The following is a 24,075-nucleotide window of genomic DNA, read 5'->3' as shown; positions in this document are numbered from 1 at the left end:
CCGTTCACCGGGTTCACCCCGTCGGCTGCGGTTCCTTCGCGACGGCGAGGTCGAGGCGGTCGTCCTTGACCCCGACGTGCACCCGCGCGCCCTCGTCGATCTCCTCGGCGAGGAGCAGCCCGGCGAGGCGGTTCTCCAGCTCGCGGCGGATGGTGCGGCGCAGCGGCCGGGCGCCGAACTCCGGCTGGTAGCCGTGCTCGGAGAGCCAGCGGACGGCCTCGGCGTCGACGTCGAGCGCGATGTGCCGCTCGGACAGCCGCTCCTCCACCTCGTGCAGCAGGTGCCCGGTGATCTCCTCGAGCTGCTCGGGCTCGAGCCGGCGGAAGACGATGGTCTCGTCGATCCGGTTGAGGAACTCCGGCCGGAAGACCTCGCGCAGCCGCGGCATCAGCCGCTCCCGCAGCACCGCGTCCTCCGGTGCGTCCGAGGTCCGCTCGGCCGTGGAGCCGAAGCCCAGGGTCGCCCCGCGGCTGGTGATCAGCTCCGACCCGACGTTCGAGGTCATGATGATCACCGTGTTGCGGAAGTCGACCGTGCGGCCCTGGCCGTCCGTGAGCCGGCCGTCGTCGAGGACCTGCAGCAGCGTGTTGAAGACGTCCGGGTGGGCCTTCTCGATCTCGTCGAGCAGCAGCACCGAGTACGGGCGGCGGCGGACGGCCTCGGTGAGCTCGCCCGACTCGCCGTAGCCGACGTAGCCGGGGGGCGCGCCGACCATCCGCGCGACGGTGTGCCGCTCGCCGTACTCGCTCATGTCGAGGCGGACCATCCGGTCCTCCTCGCCGAACAGCGCGACGGCGAGCGCCTTGGCCAGCTCGGTCTTGCCGACGCCGGTCGGGCCGAGGAACAGGAAGCTGCCGACGGGCCGGTCGGGGTCGCCCAGCCCGGTGCGCGAGCGGCGGATCGCCTCGGCGACCGCCTGCACGGCCTCGTCCTGCCCGACGACGCGCTGGTGCAGCTCCTCCTCCAGGCGCAGCAGCCGCGTGCGCTCGGACTCGGTGAGCTGCGCGACCGGGATGCCGGTGGAGCGGGAGATGACCTCGGCGACGTCCTCGACGCCGACCTCGGGCACCCCGCCCGGGCCGCTGCCCCGGCTGGCCGCGATCTGGCCGCGCACCTCGGCGATCTCGTCGCGCAGCTCGCCGGCGCGCTCGAACTGCTCGTCGGCCACGGCCTGGTCCTTGTCCCGGGTCAGCTGCTCCAGGCGCTGCTCCAGGTCCCGACGGTCGACGCTCGGCGTCCGGGTGCGCAGCCGCACGCGCGCCCCGGCCTGGTCGACCAGGTCGATCGCCTTGTCCGGCAGGAACCGGTCGGTGATGTAGCGGTCGGAGAGCTCGGCGGCGCCCTTCAGCGCCTCCTCGGTGTAGCGGACCTGGTGGTGGGCCTCGTACCGGTCGCGCAGGCCGCAGAGGATGGCGTAGGTGTCCTCGACGGACGGCTCCGGCACGTACACGGCCTGGAACCGGCGGGCCAGCGCGGCGTCGGACTCGATGTAGCGGCGGTACTCGTCGAGCGTCGTGGCGCCGATGACGTGCAGCTCGCCGCGGGCGAGCGCAGGCTTGAGCAGGTTGCCGGCGTCCATGGACCCGCCGCCGTCGCCCCCGCCGCCGGTCCCCGCTCCGACCATGGTGTGCAGCTCGTCGATGAAGACGATCAGCTCGCGGGAGTTGGCGCGGATCTCCTCGATGACCGAGCGCATCCGCTCCTCGAAGTCGCCGCGGTAGCGCGTACCGGCGACCACGCCGGACAGGTCGAGCTGCACGACGCGCCGCCCCTGCAGGGTGTCGGGGACCTCGCCGTCGGCGATCCGCTGCGCGATGCCCTCGACCACGGCGGTCTTGCCGACGCCTGCCTCGCCGATCAGCACGGGGTTGTTCTTCGTGCGCCGCGAGAGGACCTCGATGGTCTGCTCGATCTCGTCCGCCCGGCCGATGACCGGGTCGAGCCGGCCGTCGCGGGCGGCCTGGGTGAGGTCCTGGCCGTACTGGTCCAGCGTCGGGGTCGACGAGTTCGCGGGCGCGTCGGGTGCCGGCGTGCCGGGCCGGACCTGCGTGGGGTGGTTCGGCGCGAACCGGGCCTCGGCCAGCAGCCGCCCGGCCGCGGACTCCTCGTTCGCGGCCAGCGCGAGCAGCAGGTGCTCGGGCCCGATGTAGGTGGATCCGAACGACCGGGAGATCTGGTGCCCGTCGAGCAGCGCGCGCTTCGCGGCCGGGGTGAGCGCGGGGGCGCGGCCGGTCTGCTCGCCGCGGGGCAGCCCCTCCTCCAGCGCGCGGGCGACGGTGTCGGGGTCGGCGCCCGCCCGCGCGAGCCACTTGCGGGTCGGCTCGAAGCGGGTGCTGGCGAGCAGCAGGTGCGTGGCGTCGAGGTCGGCGTCGCCGCGGTCGATCGCCTCCTGGGCCGCGGCGGCCATGATCTCCTTCGCGCCCTGGCTCATGAGGCGCGTCAGGTCGATCCGGTGCACGGGGCCCCGCGGATCGCCCGGGCCCATGTGCGGGAAGCCTGATCCGGGCCCGAAGAAGCCGGTCACGGGGAGTCTCCTCTCGACGGGTGTCCGACGGGGAGGTGTTCCCGTCGGACACCCGGCGAAACCGTCCCGGTGGCCCGCGCCACGCCGCCCGGGCGACACGAACGGCGCTCTCGCTCACCAGGTATGAGCGAGAGCGCCGTTCGTTCACGCCCTGGTCAGCGGCCCTTCCACACCGGCGCGCGCTTCTCGGCGAACGCCGTGGCGCCCTCCTTCGCGTCCTCCGAGGAGAACACCGGGCGGATGATCGGCTCCTGCTTCGCCCACATGTCGGCGAGCGTCCAGTCCACGGTCTGCTGCGCGACCTGCTTTGTCGCGGCCACGGCGAGCGGGCCGTTCGCGGCGATGGTCTCGCCGAGCGCGACCGCCCCGTCGAGCGCCCCGCCCTCGTCCGTCACCCGGTTGACCAGGCCCACCTCGGCGGCCCGCTCCGCGGAGATCGGGTCGCCGGTGAGCAGCAGCTCCAGCGCGATGGCCGGCGGCAGCCGCCGCGGCAGGTGCAGTGCGGCGCCACCCGCGGCGACCAGCGAGCGCTTCACCTCGGGCACCCCGAACCGCGCGGTCCTGGCGGCGACCACGAGGTCGCAGGCGAGCAGCAGCTCGAACCCGCCCGCCAGCGCCCACCCCTCGACGGCGCCGATCAGCGGCTTCCGCGGCGGGGCCTGGGTGATCCCGCACAGCCCGCGGCCCTCGATCGACGGGCTCTCCCCGCGCAGGAACGCCTTGAGGTCCATGCCCGCGGAGAACACGCCGCCGGCCCCGGTCAGCACGCCGACCCGCAGCTCGTCCGACGCGTCGAGCTCGTCGACCGCGGCCGCGATCCCCTGCGCCACCCCGAGGTTCAGCGCGTTCTTCGCCTCCGGCCGGTTGATCGTGATGACCTGCACCGCACCGCGACGCTCGACGAGGACCTCGTCCGACACGTTTCCTCCCACTGCGCTCTCGCCTGCGCCCGAACTGAACGAACGCTCTACAAGAACACCCTAGAGCGCGCCCGGGCCCGCGGACACCCCCGCCGGCGGACCGGTCGAGCCGCGCACCTCCAGCGTCGGCGCGACCAGCCGCACCTCGCGCTCCCGCCCGGGATCGGCCATCCGCGTCAGCAGCATCCGGGCGGCCTGTGCGCCGATGTGCTCGCCGGCGCCGTCGACGCTGGTCAGCCACACGGCGGGGAGCCGGGCCAGACCGGAGTTGTCGAAGCCGACGAGCGAGACGTCCCCCGGCACGCGCAGCCCCAGCCGGATGGCCGCCGAGGACACGCCCATGGCGACCATGTCGTTGTAGGCGAAGACGGCGGTGGGCCGGTCCGGCCCGCGTAGCAGCTCGAGCGCGGCGCGGCGGGCGCTCTCCTCGCTCACGTCGCTCGCCGTGACCCGGACCTCGGCGCCCAGCCCCGCGGCCCGCATCGCCTTCTCGTACCCCTCCGCCCGGTCCCGCCCCGCGCTGCCGGGCGGCCCGGCGAGGTGCGCGATGCGGCGGTGCCCCAGGCCGGCGAGGTGTCCGACGGCGAGGGCCGCGCCGGCGTGGTCGTCGTACGCCACGACGTCGACGGTCGGCAGGTCGCCGTAGCGGTCCAGGTCCCGGCCGCCGACGGCGACGGTCGGGATCCGCCGGGCCACGTCGACCAGCGCGGCCGAGGGCGGACCGGAGCCGGCGACGATCAGCCCGTCGACGCCGAGCTCCAGGAACGACCAGGTCAGCGTGTCGTCCATCATCCGGTCGAGCCGGCCGTCGCCGAGCAGCATGTGCTTGCCCTCGGCGTGGAGCACGGGCCCGACCCCGTCGAGCACGTCGGCGAACCACGGCTGGTGCAGGTCGTTGAGCAGCACGCCGACGCTGTGCGAGCGGCGCTCGGCCAGCCGGCGGGCCGCGGCGTTGGGCCGGTACCCGAGCTCGGTGATCGCGGCGAGCACCGCCTCCCGACGGGCCGGGCTCACCTTCGGCGAGTCCCGCAGCACGAGCGACACCAGCGACTTCGACACGCCGGCCCGGGCGGCGACCGTCTCCAGGGTCGGCCGGCCGGTCTCGCGGATCCCCACACGTGCCTCCCGGGACGGCAGCGTCGTCACGCTATCGCGCCGGACCTCACCCGACGGGCGACGGCGCGCGGAGCAGCGGCTTGAGCGCCACCCCCGGGTCCGCCAGGGCCGCGGGGTCCGGGGTGGCCCGGCGGGCGATCAGCATCTCGCCGATGCGGACGTCCTTGGCGACGGCGGTGCCCACGCCGATCCCCGCGACCGCCACCAGGCGGCCGGCGTCGACGCCGAACCACAGCTCGGAGCCGTCCGGGCGGACCCGGCCCACCTCCTCGGTCGCCACCCCGGGCAGGCCCGCGACCTGCAGCGACAGGTCGTACTGGTCGCTCCAGAACCACGGCACCGCCGCGTAGGGCTCGGCCGCCCGGAGCAGCGCCCGAGCGGCGTGCGCGCCCTGCTCCTGCGCCGCGCGCCACGACTCGAGCCGCACGCGGAGGTCGTCGTAGAGCGGGTGCGGGAAGGAGCAGCAGTCCCCCGCCGCGAACACGTCCGGCGCCGAGGTGGCGAAGCTGCCGTCGACCACGATCCCGTTCTCGACGGCGATCCCGGCGGCCTCGGCCAGCGCGGTCTCCGGCACCGAGCCGATCCCGGCCACGACGACGTCGACCTCGATCGCACCTCCGTCGCCGAGGACGATCCGGCCCGGCTCGAGGCGCGCGACGGCTGTCCCGCACCGGACGTCGACCCCGGCCTCGGTGTGCCGCGCGGCCGCGCGGGCGGCGAGGCGTTCGGGGACCGCCCGCCCCATCAGCCGCGGCGCCGCCTCGACGACGGTCACGGCACAGCCGAGACCCGCCGCCGTCGCCGCCACCTCGAGGCCGATGAACCCGCCGCCGACGATCCCGACGCGGGTCCCCGGCACGAGCCGATCCCGCAGCGTGACGACGTCGGCGTGGCTGCGCAGCACGTGCGCGCCGGGCAGCGGGCGGGCCCTGGCCCCGGTCGCGAGGAGCAGGCGCTCGTAGCCGAGCACCCGGCCGCCGGCGAGGGTGAGCTCGCGCGCCCGGACGTCGAGAGCCGTCGCCGCGACCCCGGCGAGGTGGGCGACGCCGGCGTCGGCGAGCCGCTCCGGCGTGCACAGCGGGGTGAGGCCCGCCGCTCCGGACAGCACCGCCTTCGACAGCGGCGGGCGCTCGTACGGGTGCCCGGGCTCGCCGCCGACGAGCGTGACCGGCCCCGCGTACCCCTCCTCACGCAGGGCCAGTGCCGCCCGGGTGCCGCACTCGCCTGCGCCGACGACCACCACGCCGCCCGGCCCGGTCACGGGACCTCGATGTAGACGGTGCCGTCCTCGACCTTCGTCGCGTAGGTGCGCACGTCGACCAGCACCGGGGCGCCGAGCGCCTTGCCGCTGGTGTAGTCGAAGCGGCCGTTGTGCTTGGGGCACTCGATCGTGCCGCCCAGCACGAGCCCGTCGCACAGCAGCTCGCGCTCGTGGGTGCAGTAGCCGTCGGTGGCGAAGAAGGCGTCGTCGGGCGAGCGGTACACGGCGTAGGCGTTGCCGGCGTGCTCGAAGGGGATGACGTCCTCGGGGTCGACGTCGTCGGTCTCGCAGGCGGCGATCCACTGGGTCATGCGGGGTCTCCTGTGGTGGGTCAGGCGGCGGTCGGGTCGGACGCGGCGGCGGCGAGCGGGCGCGCCCGGCCGTCGGTCAGCTCGTTCGGGATGTGGAAGGGCGTCGCACCGGGCGGGAGCTCGCGCGTGACGTGGTGGTCCTGGTCCTTCATCTGCCGCAGGACCGCGGGGACGATCTCCTTGTAGGCGGCCCACAGCGACGGGTAGACGGGCGTGCAGTCGTGCTTGATCTCCTCGTGCAGCTCCGGCAGCCGGTGGTACGGGACCATCGGGAACATGTGGTGCTCCACGTGGAAGTTCATGTTCCAGTAGAGGAAGCGGTTGACCCGGCACATCCGCACGGTGCGGGTGTTGAGCCGGTGGTCCAGCACGTTCTCGCCCATGCCGGCGTGCTGGGTGAGCCCGTAGACGATGTGCATGAAGGTGCCGTAGATCCGCGGGCCGCCGATCAGGACGACGGGCAGCCAGGTGCCGAAGCCGATCGCGGCGGCGATCGTCACGACGTAGATCGCCAGCGAGATCCGCGCCGTGCGGTACACCTTCGGGCGCTCGGACTCGGGGACGTAGTCCGCCTCCTCCGCCGTGAGCCGCCCGGCGGCGTGGATCGCCATCGTCCGGAAGGCCAGCGGGACGTCGACGAGCCCGACGAAGTTGGCCAGCAGCTTCGCGAGCCGCGCCGGCCGCATCGCCTGGATCTCGGGGTCGCGCCCCACGATCAGGGTGTCGGTGTGGTGGCGCGTGTGGCTCCACCGCCAGGTGGTGGGGTCGCGCATCATCATGAACGACGCGAGCCGGTAGACCGCCTCGTCGAGCCAGCGGGTCCTGAAGGCGGTCCCGTGCCCGGCCTCGTGCCAGCGGGAGTCCGAGGCCGAGCCGTACAGCACGCCGTAGACCAGGAAGAACGGCACCGCCCACCAGGTGCCCCAGAGCACGATGCCGGCCCCGGCGCACACGACCATGAGCCCGATCCAGATCGCGGTGTCGCGGATGGCCGGGCCGTCGGTGCGGCGCATCAGCTCCTTCATCCGCCTGCGCGGGACGGCGCTGCGGAACCACGTGGCGCCGGCGAGCCCGGCCTCCACCGCGGCCCGGTTCTCCGGGCCGGCCAGGTCGTAGCGCTCGAGCCGTTCCCTACCCATGTCGTCGACCACCTCGTCGTCAGCCGGCGGAGCGCGTTGGAGCGCTCCAACAGCGACCAATGGTCGGGATCGCGCGCCGAGCTGTCAAGACTTTGTCCTCACAAGACTGCAGATCCCGGACACGCCACCGCCCGTCCCCCGACCGTGGAGAGTCGACTCCGGTCGGTGGACTTTCCTTGCCGCGGGATGACCGACCGGGCGATGATTCTCGTGCACCCAACGGGCACGGCCCGTGACGGAGCGTCAGCACGATCCCGGCGGCAGCAAGGAGACGACGATGTCGGGCGATCAGGATCCGCACAGCGACTACGGCTACGACCTCGCACACGAACTCACGATCGCCCTGCGCACGCCGATGCGGCGCCCGCGCACCAGCGTCTCCGTCCCCGCCCAGATCCTGCGACGGGAGCTGGACCTGGACGCCGACGCCACCCTCGACGCCGTCCCGGAGGTCTGACCCGTCCGGGTGACCGCGCGGGGCCACCCCCGCGCGGTCACCCGCAGCCCCTGCACCGCGCAGCGCTCCTGCACCTCCGGCCCTCCGGCACGCCGCGCGGCCGCGTAATGTCCGGACCGATCGGACGCCGTCCCACCAGGCAGAACGTCCGTTGTGACCGGCTTCGCAATCCCAACCTCTGAGGTTGGGTATCGGCCCCGACCGGGTTACCGTCGGACCCATGACCGGCACGACGTTCCTCACCACGCGGGGTCACATCGACCTCCAGCGGGTGGCGTCCGCCCTCTGTCCGCGCTGACGCCCTCGTCGGACCGCGCCGCCCCACCGACTCCGCCGGGCGGCGATCCATCCAGGGCGCCCGGCGTGTTCTGGCTCCCGGGTGCCCGTTCGCCCCCGTAGGGACACCCATGACCACGACCCCGGAACGGACGCGCGTGCAACCGCCTCCGGCCGCCGAGCGGACCCCGGTGGACACCGTCGCCCTCGTCTCCGAGGCCGACCGCAGGCCCGGCCGCGTCCCGCGCTGGGTCCTCAAGACCGTCTCGCCGATCGTCCTCGTGGTGCTCTGGCAGGTGCTGTCGAGCGTCGGGATCCTCGAGGACGACACCCTCGCCTCGCCGCTGACCGTGGTGCAGACCGCCGCGGGCATGTGGGAGGACGGCTCGCTGCAGAGCGCCGTGATCACCTCGGTGGTCCGGGTGCTCGCCGGCCTCGGTGTCGGCCTCGTCGCCGCCGTCGTGCTGGCCACGCTCGCCGGGCTGTTCCGCCGGGGCGAGGACATCATCGACGCGCCCATGCAGATGCTCCGCACGGTGCCGGTCATCGGCCTCATCCCGCTGCTCATCATCTGGTTCGGGATCAACGAGGAGCCCAAGATCATCCTGGTCGGGCTCGCGGTGACCTTCCCGCTGTACATGAACCTCTACGGCGGCATCCGCAACGTCGACTCCTCGCTGATCGAGGCCGCCCGGACGCTCGGCCTCGGCTGGTTCGGCCAGGTCCGGCACGTGATCCTGCCGTCGGCGATGCCGCAGTTCCTGATCGGCCTGCGCTACGCGCTGGGCACCGCGTGGCTGGCGCTGGTCTTCGGCGAGACGATCAACGCGACGTCCGGCATCGGCTACGAGATGAACAAGGCCCGCGAGTTCTTCGCGACGGACGTGATCATCGTCTGCCTCGTGCTCTACGCGATCCTCGGCCTGGTCGCGGACATGATCGTGCGTGGTCTCGAGAGGGGGCTGCTGTCGTGGCGACCGGCGTTCAGCGGGAAGTGAACACCGCGGTCTCGGTCCGCGGGTTGACCCGGCGGTTCGGGGAGCGCGCGGTGATCGAGAACCTCGACCTGGACATCGCGCCCGGCCAGTTCGTGGCGCTGCTCGGCGCCTCGGGCTGCGGCAAGTCCACCCTGCTTCGGATCCTCGCGGACCTGGACCGGGACGTCTCCGGCGAGGTCACGGTGCCCCGCAAGCGGGCCGTCGGCTTCCAGGCCCCGCGGCTGATGCCGTGGAAGAAGGTGTGGCGCAACGTCGTCCTCGGACTGCCCGGCAAGCCCGACAAGGAGCGCGCCGTCGCCGCGCTGACCGAGGTGGGCCTCGCCCACCGGGTCGACGTGTGGCCGAAGGTCCTCTCCGGCGGCGAGGCGCAGCGCGCCGCGCTGGCCCGCGCACTGGTCCGCGAGCCGGACCTGCTGCTGCTCGACGAGCCCTTCTCCGCGCTCGACGCGCTCACCCGGATCACCGCCCGCGGGCTGGTGGACGAGGTGTGGCAGCGGCACGGCTGCGCGGTCCTGCTCGTCACGCACGACGTCGAGGAGGCCCTCGCGTTGGCCGACCGCGTGCTGGTCATGCAGGACGGGAAGATCGGCTACGACGCCCCCGTCGAGATCGACCGGCCCCGCGACGTCACCGATCCCGAGTTCCAGCGCCTGCGCGGCGAACTGCTCGCGCGCCTCGGCGTGCACTGACTCGGTCCGTACTTCAGGAGGACGACCATGACCGTCGAGTTCATCGGCATGATCGGGACCCAGGAGGTCTCGGAGATCCACCCCGCCGCCGGGCCGGTCGTGGACCGGGACACGGTGCGCCGCTTCGTGTCCGCCCACGAGGAGGGCGGCTTCGACAAGGTGCTGGTCGGCCACTCCTCGTCCACCCCGGACGGGCTGCAGGTCGCCGCGTACGGCGCCGCGCACTCCGAGCGGCTGGGCTTCCTGGTCGCGCACCGTCCGGGCTTCACCGCCCCCACGCTCGCCGCCCGGCAGTACGCCACGCTGGACCACTTCTCCGGCGGCGGCCGGGTCGCGATGCACGTGATCTCCGGGGGCAGCGACGTCGACCAGCGCCGGGACGGCGACTGGCTCGACAAGGAGCAGCGCTACGCCCGCACGGACGAGTACCTCGACGTGGTCCGCCGCGCCTGGTACGAGCCCGGGGCGTTCGACCACTCCGGGGAGCACTACCAGGTCGCCGGTGTGCAGCAGGAGATCCGACCGCTGAGCCCGCACATCCCGATCTTCTTCGGCGGCTCCTCGGAAGCCGCCTACCGGGTCGGCGGCAAGCACGCGGACGTCTTCGCGCTCTGGGGCGAGCCGCTCGCCGAGACCGCCGAGCAGATCGGACGAGTGCACGCCGCCGCCCGCGCGGCCGGCCGCACCGAGCTCCCCCGGATCAGCGTCTCCTTCCGCCCCATCCTCGGCGCCACCGAGGAGCAGGCCTGGGAGCGCGCCCACGCGATCCGGGACGCGATCGTCGCCGCGAAGGGCGGGCACGCCTCCTTCACCGGCAGCCGGATGAAGGAGAAGGACGGTCCGTCGAACGTCGGCTCGCAGCGCCTGCTCGCCGCGGCCGAGAGGGGCGAGGTCCACGACCGCTGCCTGTGGACCGCCACGGCGGCCGCGTCCGGCGCGGCGGGCAACTCGACGGCGCTCGTCGGCACCCCGGAGACCGTGGCCCAGGCGATGCTGGACTACGTCGACATCGGCGTGACCACGCTGCTGATCCGCGGCTACGACCCCATCCCCGACGCGACCGCGTACGGCCGCGACCTGCTCCCCCTCGTCCGGGCCGAGGTGGCCCGCCGGTCCCGGAAGGTGTCCGCATGACCACGGCCGCTCCGGCTCCCACCGTCTTCACGCCCGCCGCTGCGGTTCGCGGCACGGTCGTCGTCCTCGTCGGCCGCGGCGAGAACCCCGGCGTCTACGCGCGCTTCGGCAAGCGCCTGGCCTTCGACGGGTACACCGTCGTCGTCCCGCACGCGGACGCGACGGACGCCGAGGTCACCGCCGCCCTCGCCGACGGCGAGGGGGCCCGGGTCCTGCTCGGCTCCGACACCGGCGCCCTGCGCGCGTGGAGCATCGCCGCGCAGAACGCCCCCGACGCCCTGGTCCTCGCCGCCCTCCCCCTCGGCGACGGCGACGTACCGGCCGACCACGAGGCCGAGATCGCCGCCCGCACCGCCTGCCCCATCCACCGGCAGGTCCTCGACGCCGACCCGGACTTCCACTGGGGCGAGCTGACCGGAGACCTCCCGGAGCACCCGGAGGCGCTGCCGGACGTGCCGACGCTGGTGCTGCACGGCGAGGCCGACCCGATCGCCCCGGTCGAGGCGGTCCGCGCGCGTTTCGACGGAGGTGCAGCCGACCATCGGTACGACGTCGCCGCGGTCCGGGACGGGGTGCACGACGTGCTCAACGACCAGTTCCACCGGATCGTCGCCGCCCGCGTGATCACCTTCCTGGAGGGCGTCGCGAAGGGTGCCGGGTTCGTCGAGACCGCCGCGCGCGAGCTGACCAAGTCCCGCAAGGCCGCGCCGCTGCACGTCTCGGCCCGGCTGGACTACGCGCTGCGCGCGATCGCCGAGCTGATCGGCGCGGACTCCCCGGTGCGCTGCGAGATCGTCGCCCGCACCCGCGAGATCCCGCTGAACTCGCTGGTGAACATCATGATCCAGCTGCGCAAGGCCGGCCTGGTGGCCAGCCGGCGCGGGTGCGAGGGCGGCTACCAGCTGGCGCGGGAGGCCGCGGAGATCACCCTCGCGGACGTCGTCCGGGCCACCGAGGGCGCCATCGCCACCGTGCCGGCCGGCGCACCGTGGGGCGACCTCGAGCGGACCGTGCGCGAGTATCTCGAGGAGCGTTCCGTCCTCGAACTGACCACCGGGAGCAACCATGGCTGAGCTCGACAACACCGCCTTCCACCCCGACTTCACCGCGGCCCAGGCGCAGCTGCCCGACCGCGCCCGGGTGCACCTGATCAAGAACGCCGACCTGACCGGCGACACGATGCAGACCTCGGGCATGACCCGCCGCGAGGCGGTCAGCGGCAAGACCGTGGGCTCGGAGAAGCTCTGGACCGGCGAGACGCACGTCGCGCCGGCCACGAACTCCGGCGACCACCACCACGGCGAGGCCGAGACCTCGATCTACATCGTCAGCGGGAACCCGCGGTTCGTCTTCCACGACGGCACCGGCGAGGTCGCCCTGCAGACCGAGCCCGGCGACTACATCTTCGTGCCGCCGTTCGTCCCCCACCGCGAGGAGAACCCGGACCCGGAGAACTCGGCCGTGGTCGTCATCTCCCGCAGCACCCAGGAGGGGATCGTCGTGAACCTCCCCGCCCTCTACCCCCTGAAAGAGAACCCTTCGTGAAGCGTCTGCTCACCGCTGTACTGGCCACCGCCACCCTGGCGCTGGCGGCCTGTGGCTCCGGCGGGTCCGCCGCGGGCGACGGGCCGGTGGACCTGTCCACCGTCACCCTCAAGGTCGGTGACCAGGCCGGGATCCAGCAGGCGCTGGTCGAGGCCTCCGGTGCGCTGCAGGGTGCGCCCTACAAGGTCGAGTGGGCCCAGTTCCCCGCGGCCGCCCCGGTGCTGGAGGCGCTGCGCGGCAAGGCCGTCGACATCGGCGTGGCCGGCGACGCACCGACCCTGACCGCGCTCTCGTCCACCGACGACATCAAGATCGTCGCGGCGACCAAGGTCCCGCAGCAGTACGGCCTGTCGGTCATCGTGCCGAAGGACTCGCCGATCCGGAGCGTGGCGGACCTCAAGGGCAAGACGGTGTCCCCGACCACGCAGGGCTCGGTCGGCCACTACCTGCTGCTGCAGGCGCTGAAGGAGGCCGGGCTGACCGACTCCGACGTCACCGTCTCCTTCCTGCAGCCGGTCGACGCCGCCGCGGCGATGTCGTCGGGCGCGATCGACGCCTGGTCGACCTGGGACCCGTACACCGCGGTCGCCGAGCAGGAGCAGGGCGCACGCGTGCTGCGCGGCCCGGACGGGCTCGCCCCCGGCCTGACCTTCCTCGACGCCAACACCGACGCGATCGAGGACGCCGGCAAGAAGCAGGCCATGCAGGACTTCGTCTCCCGCTACGGCCAGGCCGTGCAGTGGGCCGCCGACCACCCGGCCGAGAACGCCGCGATCTACACGAAGCTGACCCAGCGGCCCGCCGCGGTGGCGGACCTGATGTCGCAGCGCGCCAACCGCTCCCTGGTCCCGCTCGACCAGGCGCTCGTCGGCGAGATCCAGACGGTCGCGGACAACTACGAGGCGTTCGGCGTGCTGCGCAAGAAGGTCGAGGTGTCCGAGGCCGTCCAGGACCTCTCCCCGGCGACGACGTCCTCCTGATGCACCTCGCGCTCTACCTGTCCGAGTCGGGGGTGCACGCCGGAGGCTGGCGGCACCCCCGCTCGGGGATGGAGACCGGCGCCAACGTCGAGCTGTTCCGCCACCTCACCCGGGTGGCCGAGGACGCGAAGTTCGACCTGGCGTTCCTCGCGGACAAGCTCGCCGTGGACGACGTCTACGGCGGCACCCCGGACGAGGTCCTCCGCACGCGGGTGAACGTGCACCGGGACCCGGTCGTGCTGCTCACCGCCCTCGCCGGGGCGACCTCCCGGATCGGGCTGGCCGCGACGGCGTCGACGACCTACTCCGAGCCGTTCCACGTGGCCCGGATGTTCTCCACGATCGACCACGTCAGCGGTGGGCGCGCGGCCTGGAACGCGGTGACCTCGGTGTCCGACGGCGAGGCCCGCAACTTCAGCCGGGACGCCCACCTCGACCACTCCACGCGGTACGACCGGGCGGCGGAGTTCCTCGACGCCGTCCTGGCCCTGTGGGACACCTGGGACGACGACGCCGTGGTCCTCGACCGCGCCGGTGCGACCTACGTGGACCCCGCCCGGGTCCGCCGCGCCGACCACTCCGGGGACTGGTTCCGCGTGGCCGGGCCCCTGACCCTGCCGCGCTCGCCCCAGGGCAGGCCGGTGATCGTGCAGGCCGGGGCGTCGGGCACGTTCCAGGCGGTCGCCGCCCGCACCGCGGAGGTGGTGTTCGCGGTGACGCCGACCCTGGACCGGGCGCAGGACTTCCGCGCGCAGTTCCGCGCCGCGGTCTCCGCTGCGGGCCGTGACCCGGGCTCCGCGAAGGTGCTGCCGGGGATCATGCCGATCGTCGCCGACACCGACTCCGAAGCCCGTGCGCTGGAGCAGGAACTGCGCTCGCTGGTGCACCCGGTCGCGGGCCTGACGTTCATGTCCGCCTCGATGAACTACGACCTGGCGAAGCACCCGGTCGACGGCCCGGTACCCGACGTGCGCTCCGAGCTCCGCGGCTCGAAGGGCCGCTTCGAGTACGTCGTCGGGCACGCCGTGGAGCGCGGGATCACCCTGGGCGAGCTGGCCGTGGAGTACGCGGCGAGCCTGTCCTTCCCGATGCTCGTCGGCTCCCCGAAGACCGTCGCGGACGAGATGGAGCGCTGGTACTCGGCGGGCGGCGCGGACGGGTTCGTGATCATGCCCGCCTTCGCCCCCGGCTCCGTCGACGACTTCACCCGCCTCGTCGTCCCGGAGCTGCAGGCCCGCGGCCTGTTCCGCCGCGAGTACGCCGGGACCACCCTGCGGGACCACCTGGGCCTGGAGCGCCCCGCCGTCGCGACGCTGTGAGTGGCGCGGGGGACGGCAGCCGGCGAAGCCGGCGGGGTGGGTGGGCGGAGCCGCCATGGCGACCATCGCCACTCACAGCTCAGGTCGGGACGGTGCCGCCGCACTCCCGGACGAGGTCGGCCATGATCGCCCGGTCGGCCTCGTCCACGTGGTCCGCGTAGTAGGCGTACATCGTCTCGCGGGCCAGGCGGCTCGCCAGGCGGCCGTCGCGGTCCGCGATCGCCTGGTAGACCGCGGTGTGGTGCCGGACCGAGCGGCGCATCAGCGCCTCCCGGTCGCCGGCGTCGAGGATCGTCTGCTGGATCAGCGTGAGCACCGACTCGCGCGTGACGTCCCCGTACAGCTGTACCAGCGTGTTCCCGCCCGCCGCCGCGATGAGCTCGTGGAACTCGAGGTCGAGCCGGCTGAAGGCGCTGTAGCCCAACGGGATCGACGCCCGCATCCGCGCCATGTTCCGCTCCAGCCCGAGCAGCTGCGCGTCCGTACGCCGGGTGGCGGCCATCAGGTTCGCGGCGGCGTCGGCCACCATCCGGAACTGGACGAGCTCGGGCAGGCTCACCGCGTTCGTGGCGGTGAGCATCGCCAGCGTCCGGCGGATCGGGCCGGTGGACGCGGGCAGCACCAGCGGCCCGCGCGGGTCCCGCGGCTGCGAGCGCACCAGCTCCATGCTCTCCAGCACGCGCAGCGCCTCGCGCACCGAGGACCGCGCGATCCCGAAGCGTTCCACCAGCTCCCGCTCGCTGGGCAGCCGGTCGCCGGGCGCGAGCTCGCCGCCGGCGATCGCCTGTTCGACATAGTCCACGACCTTCTGGAAGGCGCGGGTCTGCGGGAGGGTCACGGTGAGGAGTCTGTCAGGTGGGCGGCGTGAACCGGCCGTCCACGGCGGTCCACCCCCCGTCCACGGCCAGCGTGGAGCCGGTGACGAAGCTCGACGCGTCCGACGCCAGGTAGACCACGGCCCCCGCCAGCTCCGAGGGCTTCGACCAGCGACCGAGCGCGCCCTTGGTGGCGTACGCCCGGTACCAGCCCGGGTCGTTCTTGATCTGCCGGGTCAGCGGGGTCTCGACGACGCCGGGTGCGATCGCGTTGACCCGCACCCCCGCCTCCCCGAACTCGACGGCGGCGGTGCGCACCAGCATCTCCAGCCCCGCCTTGGTCGCGGCGTAGACGGACTGCCCCGGCTCCACGGTCCTCCCGCGGATGGACGAGAAGCCGATGATGCTGCCGCTCCCGCGCGCCACCATCCGCGCGCCGAACGCCCGGAACACCGAGAACGTGCCGCGCAGGTTGAGATCGACGACGCGGTCGAACTCCTCCGGGGTGTAGTCGAGGATCCGCTTGCGCACGTTCATCGCGGCGGTGAGCACGACGACGTCGAGATCGCCGAGCCGCTCCGCGGCGCGCTCCACCGCCTCGGGGTCGGTGATGTCCAGTTCGAGGGACTCACCGGACACGGCCTCGGCGGTGGCCTTCGCGACGGCGGGATCGCGGTCCGCGGCGACGACCTGCGCGCCGTGCGCGGCGAGCGCGAGCCCGGCCTCCCCGCCGATGCCGCCCGCGCCGATCAGCAGCGCGCGCCTGCCGTCGAGCCGGAACAGGTTCTGGTAGTCCACTGGGTTGCTCACTGGATGTCCTCTCAGGACGGCCGGATGATCGCCATCCGGGTCACGGTCAGCTCCTCGATCGCGAACCGCGGGCCCTCGCGGCCGATCCCGGAGTCCTTCACCCCGCCGTAGGGCATGATGTCCGACCGGAAGCCGGGCACCTCGTTGATCACGACGCCGCCCACCTCGAGCTCCTCGATCGCGGCGAACGCGGTGGCCAGGGACCGGGTGAACACGCTGGCGTGCAGGCCGTACCGCGAGCGGTTGACCGCCTCCAGGGCGCTCTCCAGGTCCGGCACCGAGCGGATCGCCACGACCGGCGCGAAGATCTCCTCGCACCAGGCGTTCGCGGTCTCGGGGACGTCGAGCAGGATCGTCGGCTCGACGGTGCGGTCGACGACCCGGCCGCCGTGCAGGACCTTCGCCCCGGCCTGCTCGGCCTCGGCGAGCCACTCCAGCACGCGGTCGGTGGCGGCCTGGTTGATCAGGGGCGCGACGCGGGTGGCGGGGTCCCGCGGATCCCCGACGGTCAGCTCGCCGATGCGCGCGGTGAGCTTCCCGACGAACGCGTCCACCACCGGCTCGCACACCAGGATCCGCTGCACGGCGATGCAGGCCTGGCCGTTGAAGTAGAAGCCGCCGCGCAGCACGGCGTCCGCCGCGGCGTCGAGGTCGGCGTCGACGTCCACGACCAGCGCGGCGTTGGACCCCAGCTCCAGCAGCGTCTTCCGCGGCGCCGCGTCCCGCGCGATCTGGTGCCCGACGGCCGCGGAGCCGGTGAACGACACCGCGCCGACCCGCGGGTCGGTCACCAACGTGCGCCCCACCTCGGCGTCGCCCGTCACGACCTGGCAGATCTCGGCGGGTGCCCCGTTCGCGACGGCCGCGCGGCGCACGACGTCGGCCAGCCAGAGGGTGGCCAGCGGCGTGGCCGGCGCGGGCTTGCAGATCACCGGGCAGCCCGCCGCGACGGACGGCGCGATCTTGTGGCTGGCCAGCAGGAACGGCCCGTTGAACCCGGCGATCCCGATGACCAGCCCGATCGGCCTGCGCTGCCAGAACCCGACCATCCCGGCGCCGGAGGCCTGCATGTCCAGCGGCACGGTCTCGCCGTGCACGTGCGAGACCTCCTCGGCGGCGGCGGCCCAGGTGAACAGCGTCCGGGCGACCTCGACGACGCAGTCCGCGCGGGTCTTGCCGGTCTCGAGGATCAGCAGGTCGACCAGCTCGTCCTGGTGCGCGGCGATCTCCCGCTCGACGTCGAGGAGGATCTGCCGGCGCACGGCGGAGCTCAGCTTCCCGACGGGCCGCACCGCCGCGGCGCCGGCCTCGAGGGCCGCCCGGGCGTGCTCGACAGTCCCGACGGGCGCCTGCGCGACCACCGATCCGTCGTACGGGAAGACGACCGGCGCGGTGTCGAGGTCGGTGCGCCATTCCGTTCCGATCGGCAGTCCGGCTGGGCTCTCGAGCATGGGGCGGCTCCCTTGCGACAACACTGGCGACGGCGGTGATCCGGTGAGCTGGTCCGACCAGCTTCCAGGTCCGCAGCATGCCTCCCGCGCTCCACCGACGTCAAGACCGCAGCTCAACGGGTGCATTCATCGCCATGCCTTGACGAGAGTGTCGCCGATCGGCCAGGGTCGGACCGCTGTATCCAACGACGGAGGGAGATCCCGGTGGGCACCGCCGTACCCCTCGTCGACGAGCTCGCGTCCCTGCTGCGCGAGCGCATCTACGCCCGTCGGTACGCGCCCGGCACCTGGCTGCGGCAGGAGCAGCTGGCCGCGGAGCTGGGCGTCAGCCGCACCCCGCTGCGGGAGGCACTGCGTGCCCTCGAGCAGGACGGACTGGTCCGGCTCACCCCCGGCCAGGGCGCCCGCGTCGTCACCGGGGACCTGCCCACCCTGCTCGCCGCCTACGAGCTGCGCGCGGTGGTGGACGGGCTGGCCGCGCGGCTCGCCGCCGAGCGCCCGGCCCCGGCGAGCCGGGTGCGGGAGCTGTACGCCGTCGTCGCGCGGCAGCGGGCGGCGCTGGACCCGTGGGAGCCACAGACCTACACGGGGCTCAACGTCGCGTTCCACGAGGACGTGGTCCACCTGTCCGGCAACGAGTTCGTCGTCGCGCAGACGCCCATCCTGCGGATGACCGCCCAGGTGTTCGCACCCGTCGCGCTCGTCGAGCGGGACAGCGCGGTGCGGGCGGTCGCCGAGCACACCGCCATCGTCGGCGCGATCGAGGCCGGCGACGGTCCCGCCGCCGAGCGCCTGGCCCGCGCGCACATCGAGGCCACCATCAGCGAGCTCCGGGCCCGAGCCCAGGTTTCCAGCAACGGGGAGTGAGATGCCCACCTACTACGTCGCCTCCGACATCGGCGGCACCTTCACCGACACGGTGGTGATCGACGAGGGCGGCCGGGTCGGCCGCTACAAGTCCTCCACCGTGCCGGACAACCCGGCCCAGGGTGTCCTGGACACCCTCGAGCTCGCCGCCGAGGAGCGCGGCGTCCCGCTCGCGGAGCTGCTCGGCGCCGTGGAGGTGTTCGCCCACGGCACCACCATCGCCACCAACGCGATGCTGGAGGGCCGCACGAAGAAGGTGGGCCTCATCCAGACCCGCGGCTTCGGCGACACCCTCACGATCATGCGGGGGTTCAAGGGGATCGGGCTGGACGAGGAGGAGGTCAAGCGCTTCCGCACGCTCGTCAAGCAGCCCGCGGCCGTCCCGCGCCGGCTGACGGCCGAGGTCACCGAGCGCATCGACTACGCCGGGCGCGTGGTCTCCCCGCTGGACGAGGCGGACGTCCGGCGCGCGGTCGCCGAGCTCCGTGCGGCGGGCGCCGAGGTCTTCGCGGTCTCGCTGCTCTGGTCCTTCGCGAACGGGGCCCACGAGCGCCGCGTCGCGGAGATCATCGCCGAGGAGGTGCCGGGCGCGAGCGTCACGCTGTCGTCGGAGTTCCTGCCGCGCATCGGCGAGTACGAACGCACGCTGACGACGGCGGTGAACGCCAGCCTGCGCCCCGTCCTCATGACCTCGCTCGACTCCTTCGAGTCGACGCTCTCGAAGGCCGGGCTCCGCGCCGATCCGCTGCTCATGCAGTCCAACGGCGGCCTCGCGACCTTCGCCGAGGTGGAGAAGCGCGCCGCCGCGACGGTGATGTCCGGGCCGGTCGGCGGCGTCGTCGCCTCGCAGTTCCTCGGGGCACGCTCCGGCCACCGCAACGTGGTCACCACCGACATGGGCGGCACCAGCTTCGACGTCGGCCTGGTGCTCGACGGGCGCCCGGTCATGTCCAACACCACCGTGATCGGGCGCGACGAGCTCGCCCTGCCGTCGGTGGCGGTGCGGGCCATCGGTGCGGGCGCCGGCTCGATCGCCTCCGTGCGGGGCGGCGTGCTGCAGGTCGGCCCCGAGTCGGCGGGCGCGCGCCCCGGCCCCGCCTGCTACGGCCGCGGCGGCACCCTGCCCACGGTCGCCGACGCAGACCTCGTGCTCGGCTATCTCAACCCGGAGAACTTCCTGGGCGGCAGGCTGACGCTCGACGTCGAGAAGGCCCGTGCCGCGATCGACGAGCACGTCGCGAAGCCCACCGGGCTCACGGTCGAGCAGGCCGCGGAGGGCATCAAGACCATCGTCGACGCCCGCATGGCAGACCTGGTGCGGCAGGTGACCGTCGAGCAGGGGTACGACCCCACGGACTTCGCCGTGTTCGCCTACGGCGGCGCGGGCCCGCTGCACGCCTTCTCCTACGGCGCCGAGCTGGGTTGCCCGCAGATCGTCGTGCCGATCACCGCGTCCGTGCACTCGGCGTTCGGCATCGGCTGCTCCGACCTGACCATGGTCGAGGAGCTGTCGAAGCCGATGCAGACCCCGCCGGGGACGACGGACCACGCGTCCGCGCTGCCGCCCGCGGAGCTCGACGCGACGTTCGACGAGCTCGCCGCCCGCGCCCGTCGAGATCTCGTCGCCGCCGGCGCCGCCGAGGACTCCATCCGCTACGTGCGCTCGGTGGAGATCCGCTTCCGCGCGCAGATCCACGTGCTCACGGTGCCGTTCGAGTCCGACGTGCTCACCGCGGCGGACGTCAACGGCATGGTCGAGCGCTTCGTCGAGGTCTACGAGGGCCGCTTCGGCAAGGGCGCCGCGTTCCTGGAGGGCGGCGTGGAGATCACGACCTTCCGTGTGGTCGCGACGAGCCCGGTCCCCAAGGCGGACTTCGACACCGGAGCGCTGGGCGACAAGGCGGGCGAGCCCGGCCTGCGCCGCGTCTTCTCCGGCGGCGAGTGGCGCGACGCCACGGTCTACCGCGCCGAGCACCTGCACGACGGGCTGCACATCGAGGGGTTGGCGATCGTGGAGCTGCGGGACACCACGGTCGTGATCGGCCCGGGCCAGGACGCCGAGGTGGACGGCTCCGGCGACATCGTCATCCGGAACCGCTGAGCTCCGGAACCGCTGAGGGAGAACAGACATGACTACCGCGGTCGACCCGGTCACCTACGAGGTCATCCGGCACAAGCTCTGGTCCATCAACTCCGAGGGCGCCACGACGGTCGAGCACGTCTCCGGCTCGCCGGTCGTGCACGCCACGGACTACAACTTCGGCATCTACACCGCCGCCGGCGAGATGGCGATCATCGGGACGTACCTGCTCACGCCCATCTACACGGGCGCCATGGCGATCGAGGTCTTCCTCGACCGCTACGACGACATCGAGCCCGGCGACGTCTTCATCATCAACGACCCGTACCTCGCGGCCATGCACCAGAACGACGTCCAGTTCTGCAAGCCGGTCTTCCGTGACGGCGAGATCGTGGCGTGGCTGGGCTGCATGGCGCACCAGGTGGACCTGGGCGGCATGGACCCGGGCAGCTGGTGCACCACGGCGACGGACGTGTTCCAGGAGGGCATCCGGATCCCGCCGGGCCGGATCGTGCGCCGGGACGTGCTCAACCAGGAGCTGTGGGACACGATCGTCCTCAACTCCCGCATGCACGACACGGTCGCCAACGACTTCCGCGCCTTCCTCGCGGGCCTGCGGGTGGCCGAGCAGCGCTTCCACGAGCTGTGCGACCGCTACGGCGCCGCACAGGTCAAGGCCACGATGGAGCGCACGCTGGACAACTCCGAGGCCGAGCTGCGGGCGATGCTGCGCGAGCTGCCGGACGGGGTCTACGAGCACACGTCCTACCTCGACCGTCCCGCCGGGTCCGCCGACGGGGACATCGAGCTGCTGCAGGTCCCCTGCCGGATGACGAAGACGGACGACCGGATCGTCTTCGACTTCTCCGACTCCAGCCCCCAGTCCCCCGCCTACGGCATGACGACGCGCGGCGGCCTGCTCGGCGCCGTCGCCACGCTCATGTTGTGCACCTTCGGGTCCGACATCGCGTGGAACCACGGGCTGATGCGGCCGGTCGAGGTCGTGGCGCCGGACGGGCTGTGTGTCACCGCCGTCGAGCCGATGCCGGTGTCCGGCGGCGCGGCGGGCGCGAACTGGACGGCCACCTGCTCGGCGGGCGGCGCGATCGCGAAGATGCTGTCGTTCAGCGAGAAGTACGAGAACCACGCCTTCGGTCCGTCGGACGGGTCGTGGCAGCTCAACCAGTTCGGCGGGATCGACCAGCACGGCGAGCCCTTTGCGTCGATGTACATGGATTCGCTGCTGTGGGGCGGGCCGGCGTTCTCGTTCCGGGACGGGGTCGACGCGGGCGGCGCGATGGTGATCCTCGCGGGGGGGGCCACGGACGTCGAGCAGCAGGAGATGCGGCACCCGCTGCTCTACCTGTGGCGGCGCCAGGTCGCGGACTCCGGAGGCGCCGGCACCTTCCGCGGCGGCAACGGAATCCAGTTCGCGCTGACGCCCATCGACACCACCGAGGTGACGGGCGTGCTGGGCACGCACGGCGTCGCGGTGCCGAACCGGACCGGGCTGTTCGGCGGGCTGCCGGGCTCGTGCGCGCGGTTCGAGCGGGTCACCGGCTCCGGCGTGCTGGACCACCTCGGTTCCGGGCGTCCGGTGGGCGCCCTGACCGAGCTGGCGGGCGAGCACCAGGTGCTGCCGGGCGTCTCCCCCGCCGCGCGGATCGCGCACGGGGACGTCTTCGAGTGCACCGTGCAGAACGGCGGCGGGTACGGGGATCCCCTGCTTCGCGATCCGGGGCTCGTCGCCGCGGACGTGTCGGCGGGGGCGGTGTCGCTCGATGCCGCGGCGCGTCTGTACGGCGTGGCGCTCTCGTCCGCCGGCGAGGTGGACGCGTCCGGGACGGACTCCCTGCGTGCGTCGATCCGGGATGCTCGGCGGGCGCGGATGGTCGCCCCTGTGAGTGCCGACGGTCGCTACAGCGGTGATCGTCACTCACGAGGGATCTGGGGCGCCTCGCTGGTCACCTTCGCCGACGACGCGGGGACGCGGCACGCGGCGTGCCGGCACTGCGACACGGTCCTCGGGCCCCTCGGCGACGGATGGGAGTCGATCGCCGGACGCGTCGTCCTCGGACCGGAGGACCTCGGGTCGCGGGTGGACGTGCACGCCGACCTGGCGACCGTCGCCTACGTCTGCCCGGAGTGCGTCACGGCGTTGTGGGTGGACACGGAGCCGGTGGGCGGCAAGGACTGGCGCGACTTCGCGCTGGCCGGGGGTCGTGCGTGAGCAGCTACGACCTGGCCGTCATCGGCGGGGACGGGATCGGGCCGGACGTCACGGCCGTCGCGGTGGACTGCGTCCGCGCGGCGGCCGCCCGGTTCGGCTTCACCGCCTCGACCACGGACTACGACCTGGGCGCCGAGCCCTACCTCCGCACCGGGATCGTGCTGCCCGGCAAGACCCGCGAGGCGCTGCGCCGGCACGACGCGATCCTGCTCGGCGCCGTCGGCGACCCGCGGGTGCCGCCGGGCGTGCTGGAGCGCGGGCTCATCGTCGCGCTGCGGATCGCGTTGCGGCAGAGCGTGAACGTGCGCCCGGTGCGGCTCTACCCCGGCGTGCTGTCCCCGGTGCGGGGCGTGACGCCGGAGAACTGCGACCTGGTGATCCTGCGGGAGAACACCGAGGGGCTCTACACGGGCGGCGGCGAGACCGTCCACGCCGGCACCGCGGAGGCGGTGGCGCTGCAGCACTCGGTGTCCACCGTGCCCGCGACCCGCGAGATCGTGGAGTTCGGGTTCCGGCTGGCGCGCGCCCGCCGGAAGCGGTTCACGCTGTGCCACAAGACGAACATCCTCACCCATGCCGGTCGGCTGTGGGAGGAGGTCGTGGCTGAGGTGGGCGAGGACTTCCCGGACGTCGAGCGGGACTACGTGCACGTCGACGCGATGTGCCAGCACCTGCCGCTGGACCCCGGCCGGTTCGACGTGGTGGTCACCGACAACCTGTTCGGCGACATCATCAGCGACCTCGGCGCCACGGTGCAGGGCGGGCTGGGCCTCGCGGCCAGCGCGAACCACAACCCGCTCGGCACCGCGCCGAGCATGTTCGAGCCGGTCCACGGGTCGGCCCCGGACATCGCGGGCAAGGGCCTCGCCAACCCCGCCGCGGCCGCCCTCTCGGCCGCCCTGTGCCTCGCGGCGCTGGGCGAACGGGAAGCGGCCCTGGCAGTGGAGGGTGCGACGGCCGCGGTCCTCGCGGCGTTGCCCGCCCTCGCGGGCCCGGCCATGGGCGCGAGCACCGCCGAGATCGGAACCCGGATCGTCGAGCAGATCGGCTCGGCCGACCCGGTCGGCGACCCCGCCACCTCCCTGATGAGCGCCCTCGCGACCCTCGCCCCACCGCGGGCGGGCGCCGGCTGATCCGCGAGCCGTGCAGAGAT

The 24,075-nt window shown here is 73.4% G+C and carries 22 protein-coding genes; 13 read left to right on the top strand and 9 right to left on the bottom strand.

All coding sequences use genetic code 11. The annotated features are described in order from the left end of the window. Positions 1–13 precede the first annotated feature (13 nt). The 6 genes from ACQP04_RS12125 to ACQP04_RS12100 all read right to left on the bottom strand — a co-directional run bounded on the left by ACQP04_RS12125 (position 14) and on the right by ACQP04_RS12100 (position 7,271). A complete protein-coding gene (locus ACQP04_RS12125; RefSeq protein WP_433507147.1) occupies positions 14–2,524 on the bottom strand; it encodes an ATP-dependent Clp protease ATP-binding subunit in 2,511 nt (836 codons plus the stop codon). A gap of 155 nt (positions 2,525–2,679) precedes the next feature. Beyond that, positions 2,680–3,444 carry a crotonase/enoyl-CoA hydratase family protein gene (locus ACQP04_RS12120; protein ID WP_433507146.1) on the bottom strand — a complete coding sequence of 255 codons (765 nt, stop codon included), beginning with the start codon at positions 3,442–3,444 and terminating at the stop codon, positions 2,680–2,682. Between the two features lie 60 nt (positions 3,445–3,504). Next, entirely contained in the window at positions 3,505–4,560 is a 1,056-nt protein-coding gene (locus tag ACQP04_RS12115; RefSeq protein WP_433507145.1) for a LacI family DNA-binding transcriptional regulator, read from the bottom strand. Between the two features lie 46 nt (positions 4,561–4,606). Continuing rightward, complete coding sequence (locus ACQP04_RS12110; protein ID WP_433507144.1) at positions 4,607–5,821, bottom strand: NAD(P)/FAD-dependent oxidoreductase; 1,215 nt, start codon at positions 5,819–5,821, stop codon at positions 4,607–4,609. Further along, positions 5,818–6,132 carry a MocE family 2Fe-2S type ferredoxin gene (locus tag ACQP04_RS12105; protein WP_037040677.1) on the bottom strand — a complete coding sequence of 105 codons (315 nt, stop codon included), beginning with the start codon at positions 6,130–6,132 and terminating at the stop codon, positions 5,818–5,820. The genes ACQP04_RS12110 and ACQP04_RS12105 overlap by 4 nt, the downstream gene beginning before the upstream one ends. A gap of 20 nt (positions 6,133–6,152) precedes the next feature. Further along, positions 6,153–7,271 carry a fatty acid desaturase family protein gene (locus tag ACQP04_RS12100; protein WP_433507143.1) on the bottom strand — a complete coding sequence of 373 codons (1,119 nt, stop codon included), beginning with the start codon at positions 7,269–7,271 and terminating at the stop codon, positions 6,153–6,155. Positions 7,272–7,548: 277 nt separating this feature from the next. On the opposite strand from ACQP04_RS12100, the gene ACQP04_RS12095 reads away from it, so the two are divergent. From ACQP04_RS12095 to ACQP04_RS12055, 9 genes are all read left to right on the top strand, one after another. Then, complete coding sequence (locus ACQP04_RS12095) at positions 7,549–7,728, top strand: hypothetical protein (protein WP_037040676.1); 180 nt, start codon at positions 7,549–7,551, stop codon at positions 7,726–7,728. Between the two features lie 220 nt (positions 7,729–7,948). Further along, a complete protein-coding gene (locus tag ACQP04_RS12090) occupies positions 7,949–8,026 on the top strand; it encodes a putative leader peptide (RefSeq protein ID WP_358207017.1) in 78 nt (25 codons plus the stop codon). A 109-nt stretch (positions 8,027–8,135) separates the two neighbouring features. Next, the gene (locus tag ACQP04_RS12085; RefSeq protein ID WP_433507142.1) at positions 8,136–9,002 is read left to right on the top strand and encodes an ABC transporter permease; all 867 of its coding nucleotides are present in this window, start codon (positions 8,136–8,138) and stop codon (positions 9,000–9,002) included. Then, positions 8,975–9,691 carry an ABC transporter ATP-binding protein gene (locus ACQP04_RS12080; protein ID WP_433507141.1) on the top strand — a complete coding sequence of 239 codons (717 nt, stop codon included), beginning with the start codon at positions 8,975–8,977 and terminating at the stop codon, positions 9,689–9,691. The genes ACQP04_RS12085 and ACQP04_RS12080 overlap by 28 nt, the downstream gene beginning before the upstream one ends. A 27-nt stretch (positions 9,692–9,718) precedes the next feature. After that, entirely contained in the window at positions 9,719–10,825 is a 1,107-nt protein-coding gene (locus ACQP04_RS12075) for an LLM class flavin-dependent oxidoreductase (protein ID WP_433507140.1), read from the top strand. Beyond that, positions 10,822–11,898, top strand: coding sequence for an Rrf2 family transcriptional regulator (locus ACQP04_RS12070; protein WP_433507139.1), 1,077 nt, complete (start codon positions 10,822–10,824; stop codon positions 11,896–11,898). The genes ACQP04_RS12075 and ACQP04_RS12070 overlap by 4 nt, the downstream gene beginning before the upstream one ends. Continuing rightward, positions 11,891–12,370 carry a cupin domain-containing protein gene (locus ACQP04_RS12065; RefSeq protein ID WP_433507138.1) on the top strand — a complete coding sequence of 160 codons (480 nt, stop codon included), beginning with the start codon at positions 11,891–11,893 and terminating at the stop codon, positions 12,368–12,370. Before ACQP04_RS12070 ends, ACQP04_RS12065 begins: the two co-directional genes overlap by 8 nt. After that, a complete protein-coding gene (locus tag ACQP04_RS12060) occupies positions 12,367–13,350 on the top strand; it encodes an ABC transporter substrate-binding protein (RefSeq protein ID WP_433507137.1) in 984 nt (327 codons plus the stop codon). The genes ACQP04_RS12065 and ACQP04_RS12060 overlap by 4 nt, the downstream gene beginning before the upstream one ends. Continuing rightward, positions 13,350–14,669, top strand: a complete 1,320-nt coding sequence (locus tag ACQP04_RS12055; RefSeq protein WP_433507136.1) for an LLM class flavin-dependent oxidoreductase — start codon at positions 13,350–13,352, stop codon at positions 14,667–14,669. The genes ACQP04_RS12060 and ACQP04_RS12055 overlap by 1 nt, the downstream gene beginning before the upstream one ends. Positions 14,670–14,748: 79 nt before the next feature. Here ACQP04_RS12055 and ACQP04_RS12050 read toward each other — a convergent pair whose 3' ends face one another. The 3 genes from ACQP04_RS12050 to ACQP04_RS12040 are packed head-to-tail and all read right to left on the bottom strand — an operon-like array spanning position 14,749 to position 17,745. Then, complete coding sequence (locus ACQP04_RS12050; RefSeq protein ID WP_433507135.1) at positions 14,749–15,507, bottom strand: FadR/GntR family transcriptional regulator; 759 nt, start codon at positions 15,505–15,507, stop codon at positions 14,749–14,751. 13 nt (positions 15,508–15,520) lie between these two features. Then, positions 15,521–16,282: an SDR family NAD(P)-dependent oxidoreductase gene (locus tag ACQP04_RS12045; protein WP_433508350.1), complete on the bottom strand. Its 762-nt coding sequence runs from the start codon at positions 16,280–16,282 to the stop codon at positions 15,521–15,523. A 23-nt stretch (positions 16,283–16,305) separates the two neighbouring features. Continuing rightward, entirely contained in the window at positions 16,306–17,745 is a 1,440-nt protein-coding gene (locus tag ACQP04_RS12040; protein ID WP_433507134.1) for an aldehyde dehydrogenase family protein, read from the bottom strand. 204 nt (positions 17,746–17,949) lie between these two features. On the opposite strand from ACQP04_RS12040, the gene ACQP04_RS12035 reads away from it, so the two are divergent. Genes ACQP04_RS12035 through ACQP04_RS12020 form a run of 4 tightly spaced genes read left to right on the top strand, consistent with a single transcriptional unit; the run spans position 17,950 to position 24,055 of the window. Then, entirely contained in the window at positions 17,950–18,612 is a 663-nt protein-coding gene (locus tag ACQP04_RS12035) for a GntR family transcriptional regulator (RefSeq protein ID WP_433507133.1), read from the top strand. Between the two features lies 1 nt (position 18,613). Continuing rightward, complete coding sequence (locus ACQP04_RS12030) at positions 18,614–20,713, top strand: hydantoinase/oxoprolinase family protein (protein ID WP_433507132.1); 2,100 nt, start codon at positions 18,614–18,616, stop codon at positions 20,711–20,713. Positions 20,714–20,741: 28 nt separating this feature from the next. Continuing rightward, entirely contained in the window at positions 20,742–22,922 is a 2,181-nt protein-coding gene (locus ACQP04_RS12025) for a hydantoinase B/oxoprolinase family protein (RefSeq protein WP_433507131.1), read from the top strand. Further along, entirely contained in the window at positions 22,919–24,055 is a 1,137-nt protein-coding gene (locus tag ACQP04_RS12020) for a 3-isopropylmalate dehydrogenase (RefSeq protein ID WP_433507130.1), read from the top strand. Before ACQP04_RS12025 ends, ACQP04_RS12020 begins: the two co-directional genes overlap by 4 nt. Positions 24,056–24,075: the final 20 nt, after the last annotated feature.

This window comes from Pseudonocardia halophobica (genome assembly GCF_050948485.1).
Lineage (GTDB): Bacteria > Actinomycetota > Actinomycetes > Mycobacteriales > Pseudonocardiaceae > Pseudonocardia > Pseudonocardia halophobica.
This window is presented reverse-complemented; position numbering and strand designations above follow the sequence as displayed.

What these genes read in the sequence shown, in the direction of transcription:
- ACQP04_RS12105 (WP_037040677.1), bottom strand. Translation starts at nt 6,132, where the DNA reads ATGACCCAGTGGATCGCCGCCTGCGAGACCGACGACGTCGACCCCGAG.
- ACQP04_RS12100 (WP_433507143.1), bottom strand. Translation starts at nt 7,271, where the DNA reads ATGGGTAGGGAACGGCTCGAGCGCTACGACCTGGCCGGCCCGGAGAAC.
- ACQP04_RS12095 (WP_037040676.1), top strand. Translation starts at nt 7,549, where the DNA reads ATGTCGGGCGATCAGGATCCGCACAGCGACTACGGCTACGACCTCGCA.
- ACQP04_RS12090 (WP_358207017.1), top strand. Translation starts at nt 7,949, where the DNA reads ATGACCGGCACGACGTTCCTCACCACGCGGGGTCACATCGACCTCCAG.
- ACQP04_RS12085 (WP_433507142.1), top strand. Translation starts at nt 8,136, where the DNA reads ATGACCACGACCCCGGAACGGACGCGCGTGCAACCGCCTCCGGCCGCC.
- ACQP04_RS12075 (WP_433507140.1), top strand. Translation starts at nt 9,719, where the DNA reads ATGACCGTCGAGTTCATCGGCATGATCGGGACCCAGGAGGTCTCGGAG.
- ACQP04_RS12070 (WP_433507139.1), top strand. Translation starts at nt 10,822, where the DNA reads ATGACCACGGCCGCTCCGGCTCCCACCGTCTTCACGCCCGCCGCTGCG.
- ACQP04_RS12065 (WP_433507138.1), top strand. Translation starts at nt 11,891, where the DNA reads ATGGCTGAGCTCGACAACACCGCCTTCCACCCCGACTTCACCGCGGCC.
- ACQP04_RS12055 (WP_433507136.1), top strand. Translation starts at nt 13,350, where the DNA reads ATGCACCTCGCGCTCTACCTGTCCGAGTCGGGGGTGCACGCCGGAGGC.
- ACQP04_RS12040 (WP_433507134.1), bottom strand. Translation starts at nt 17,745, where the DNA reads ATGCTCGAGAGCCCAGCCGGACTGCCGATCGGAACGGAATGGCGCACC.
- ACQP04_RS12030 (WP_433507132.1), top strand. Translation starts at nt 18,614, where the DNA reads ATGCCCACCTACTACGTCGCCTCCGACATCGGCGGCACCTTCACCGAC.
- ACQP04_RS12025 (WP_433507131.1), top strand. Translation starts at nt 20,742, where the DNA reads ATGACTACCGCGGTCGACCCGGTCACCTACGAGGTCATCCGGCACAAG.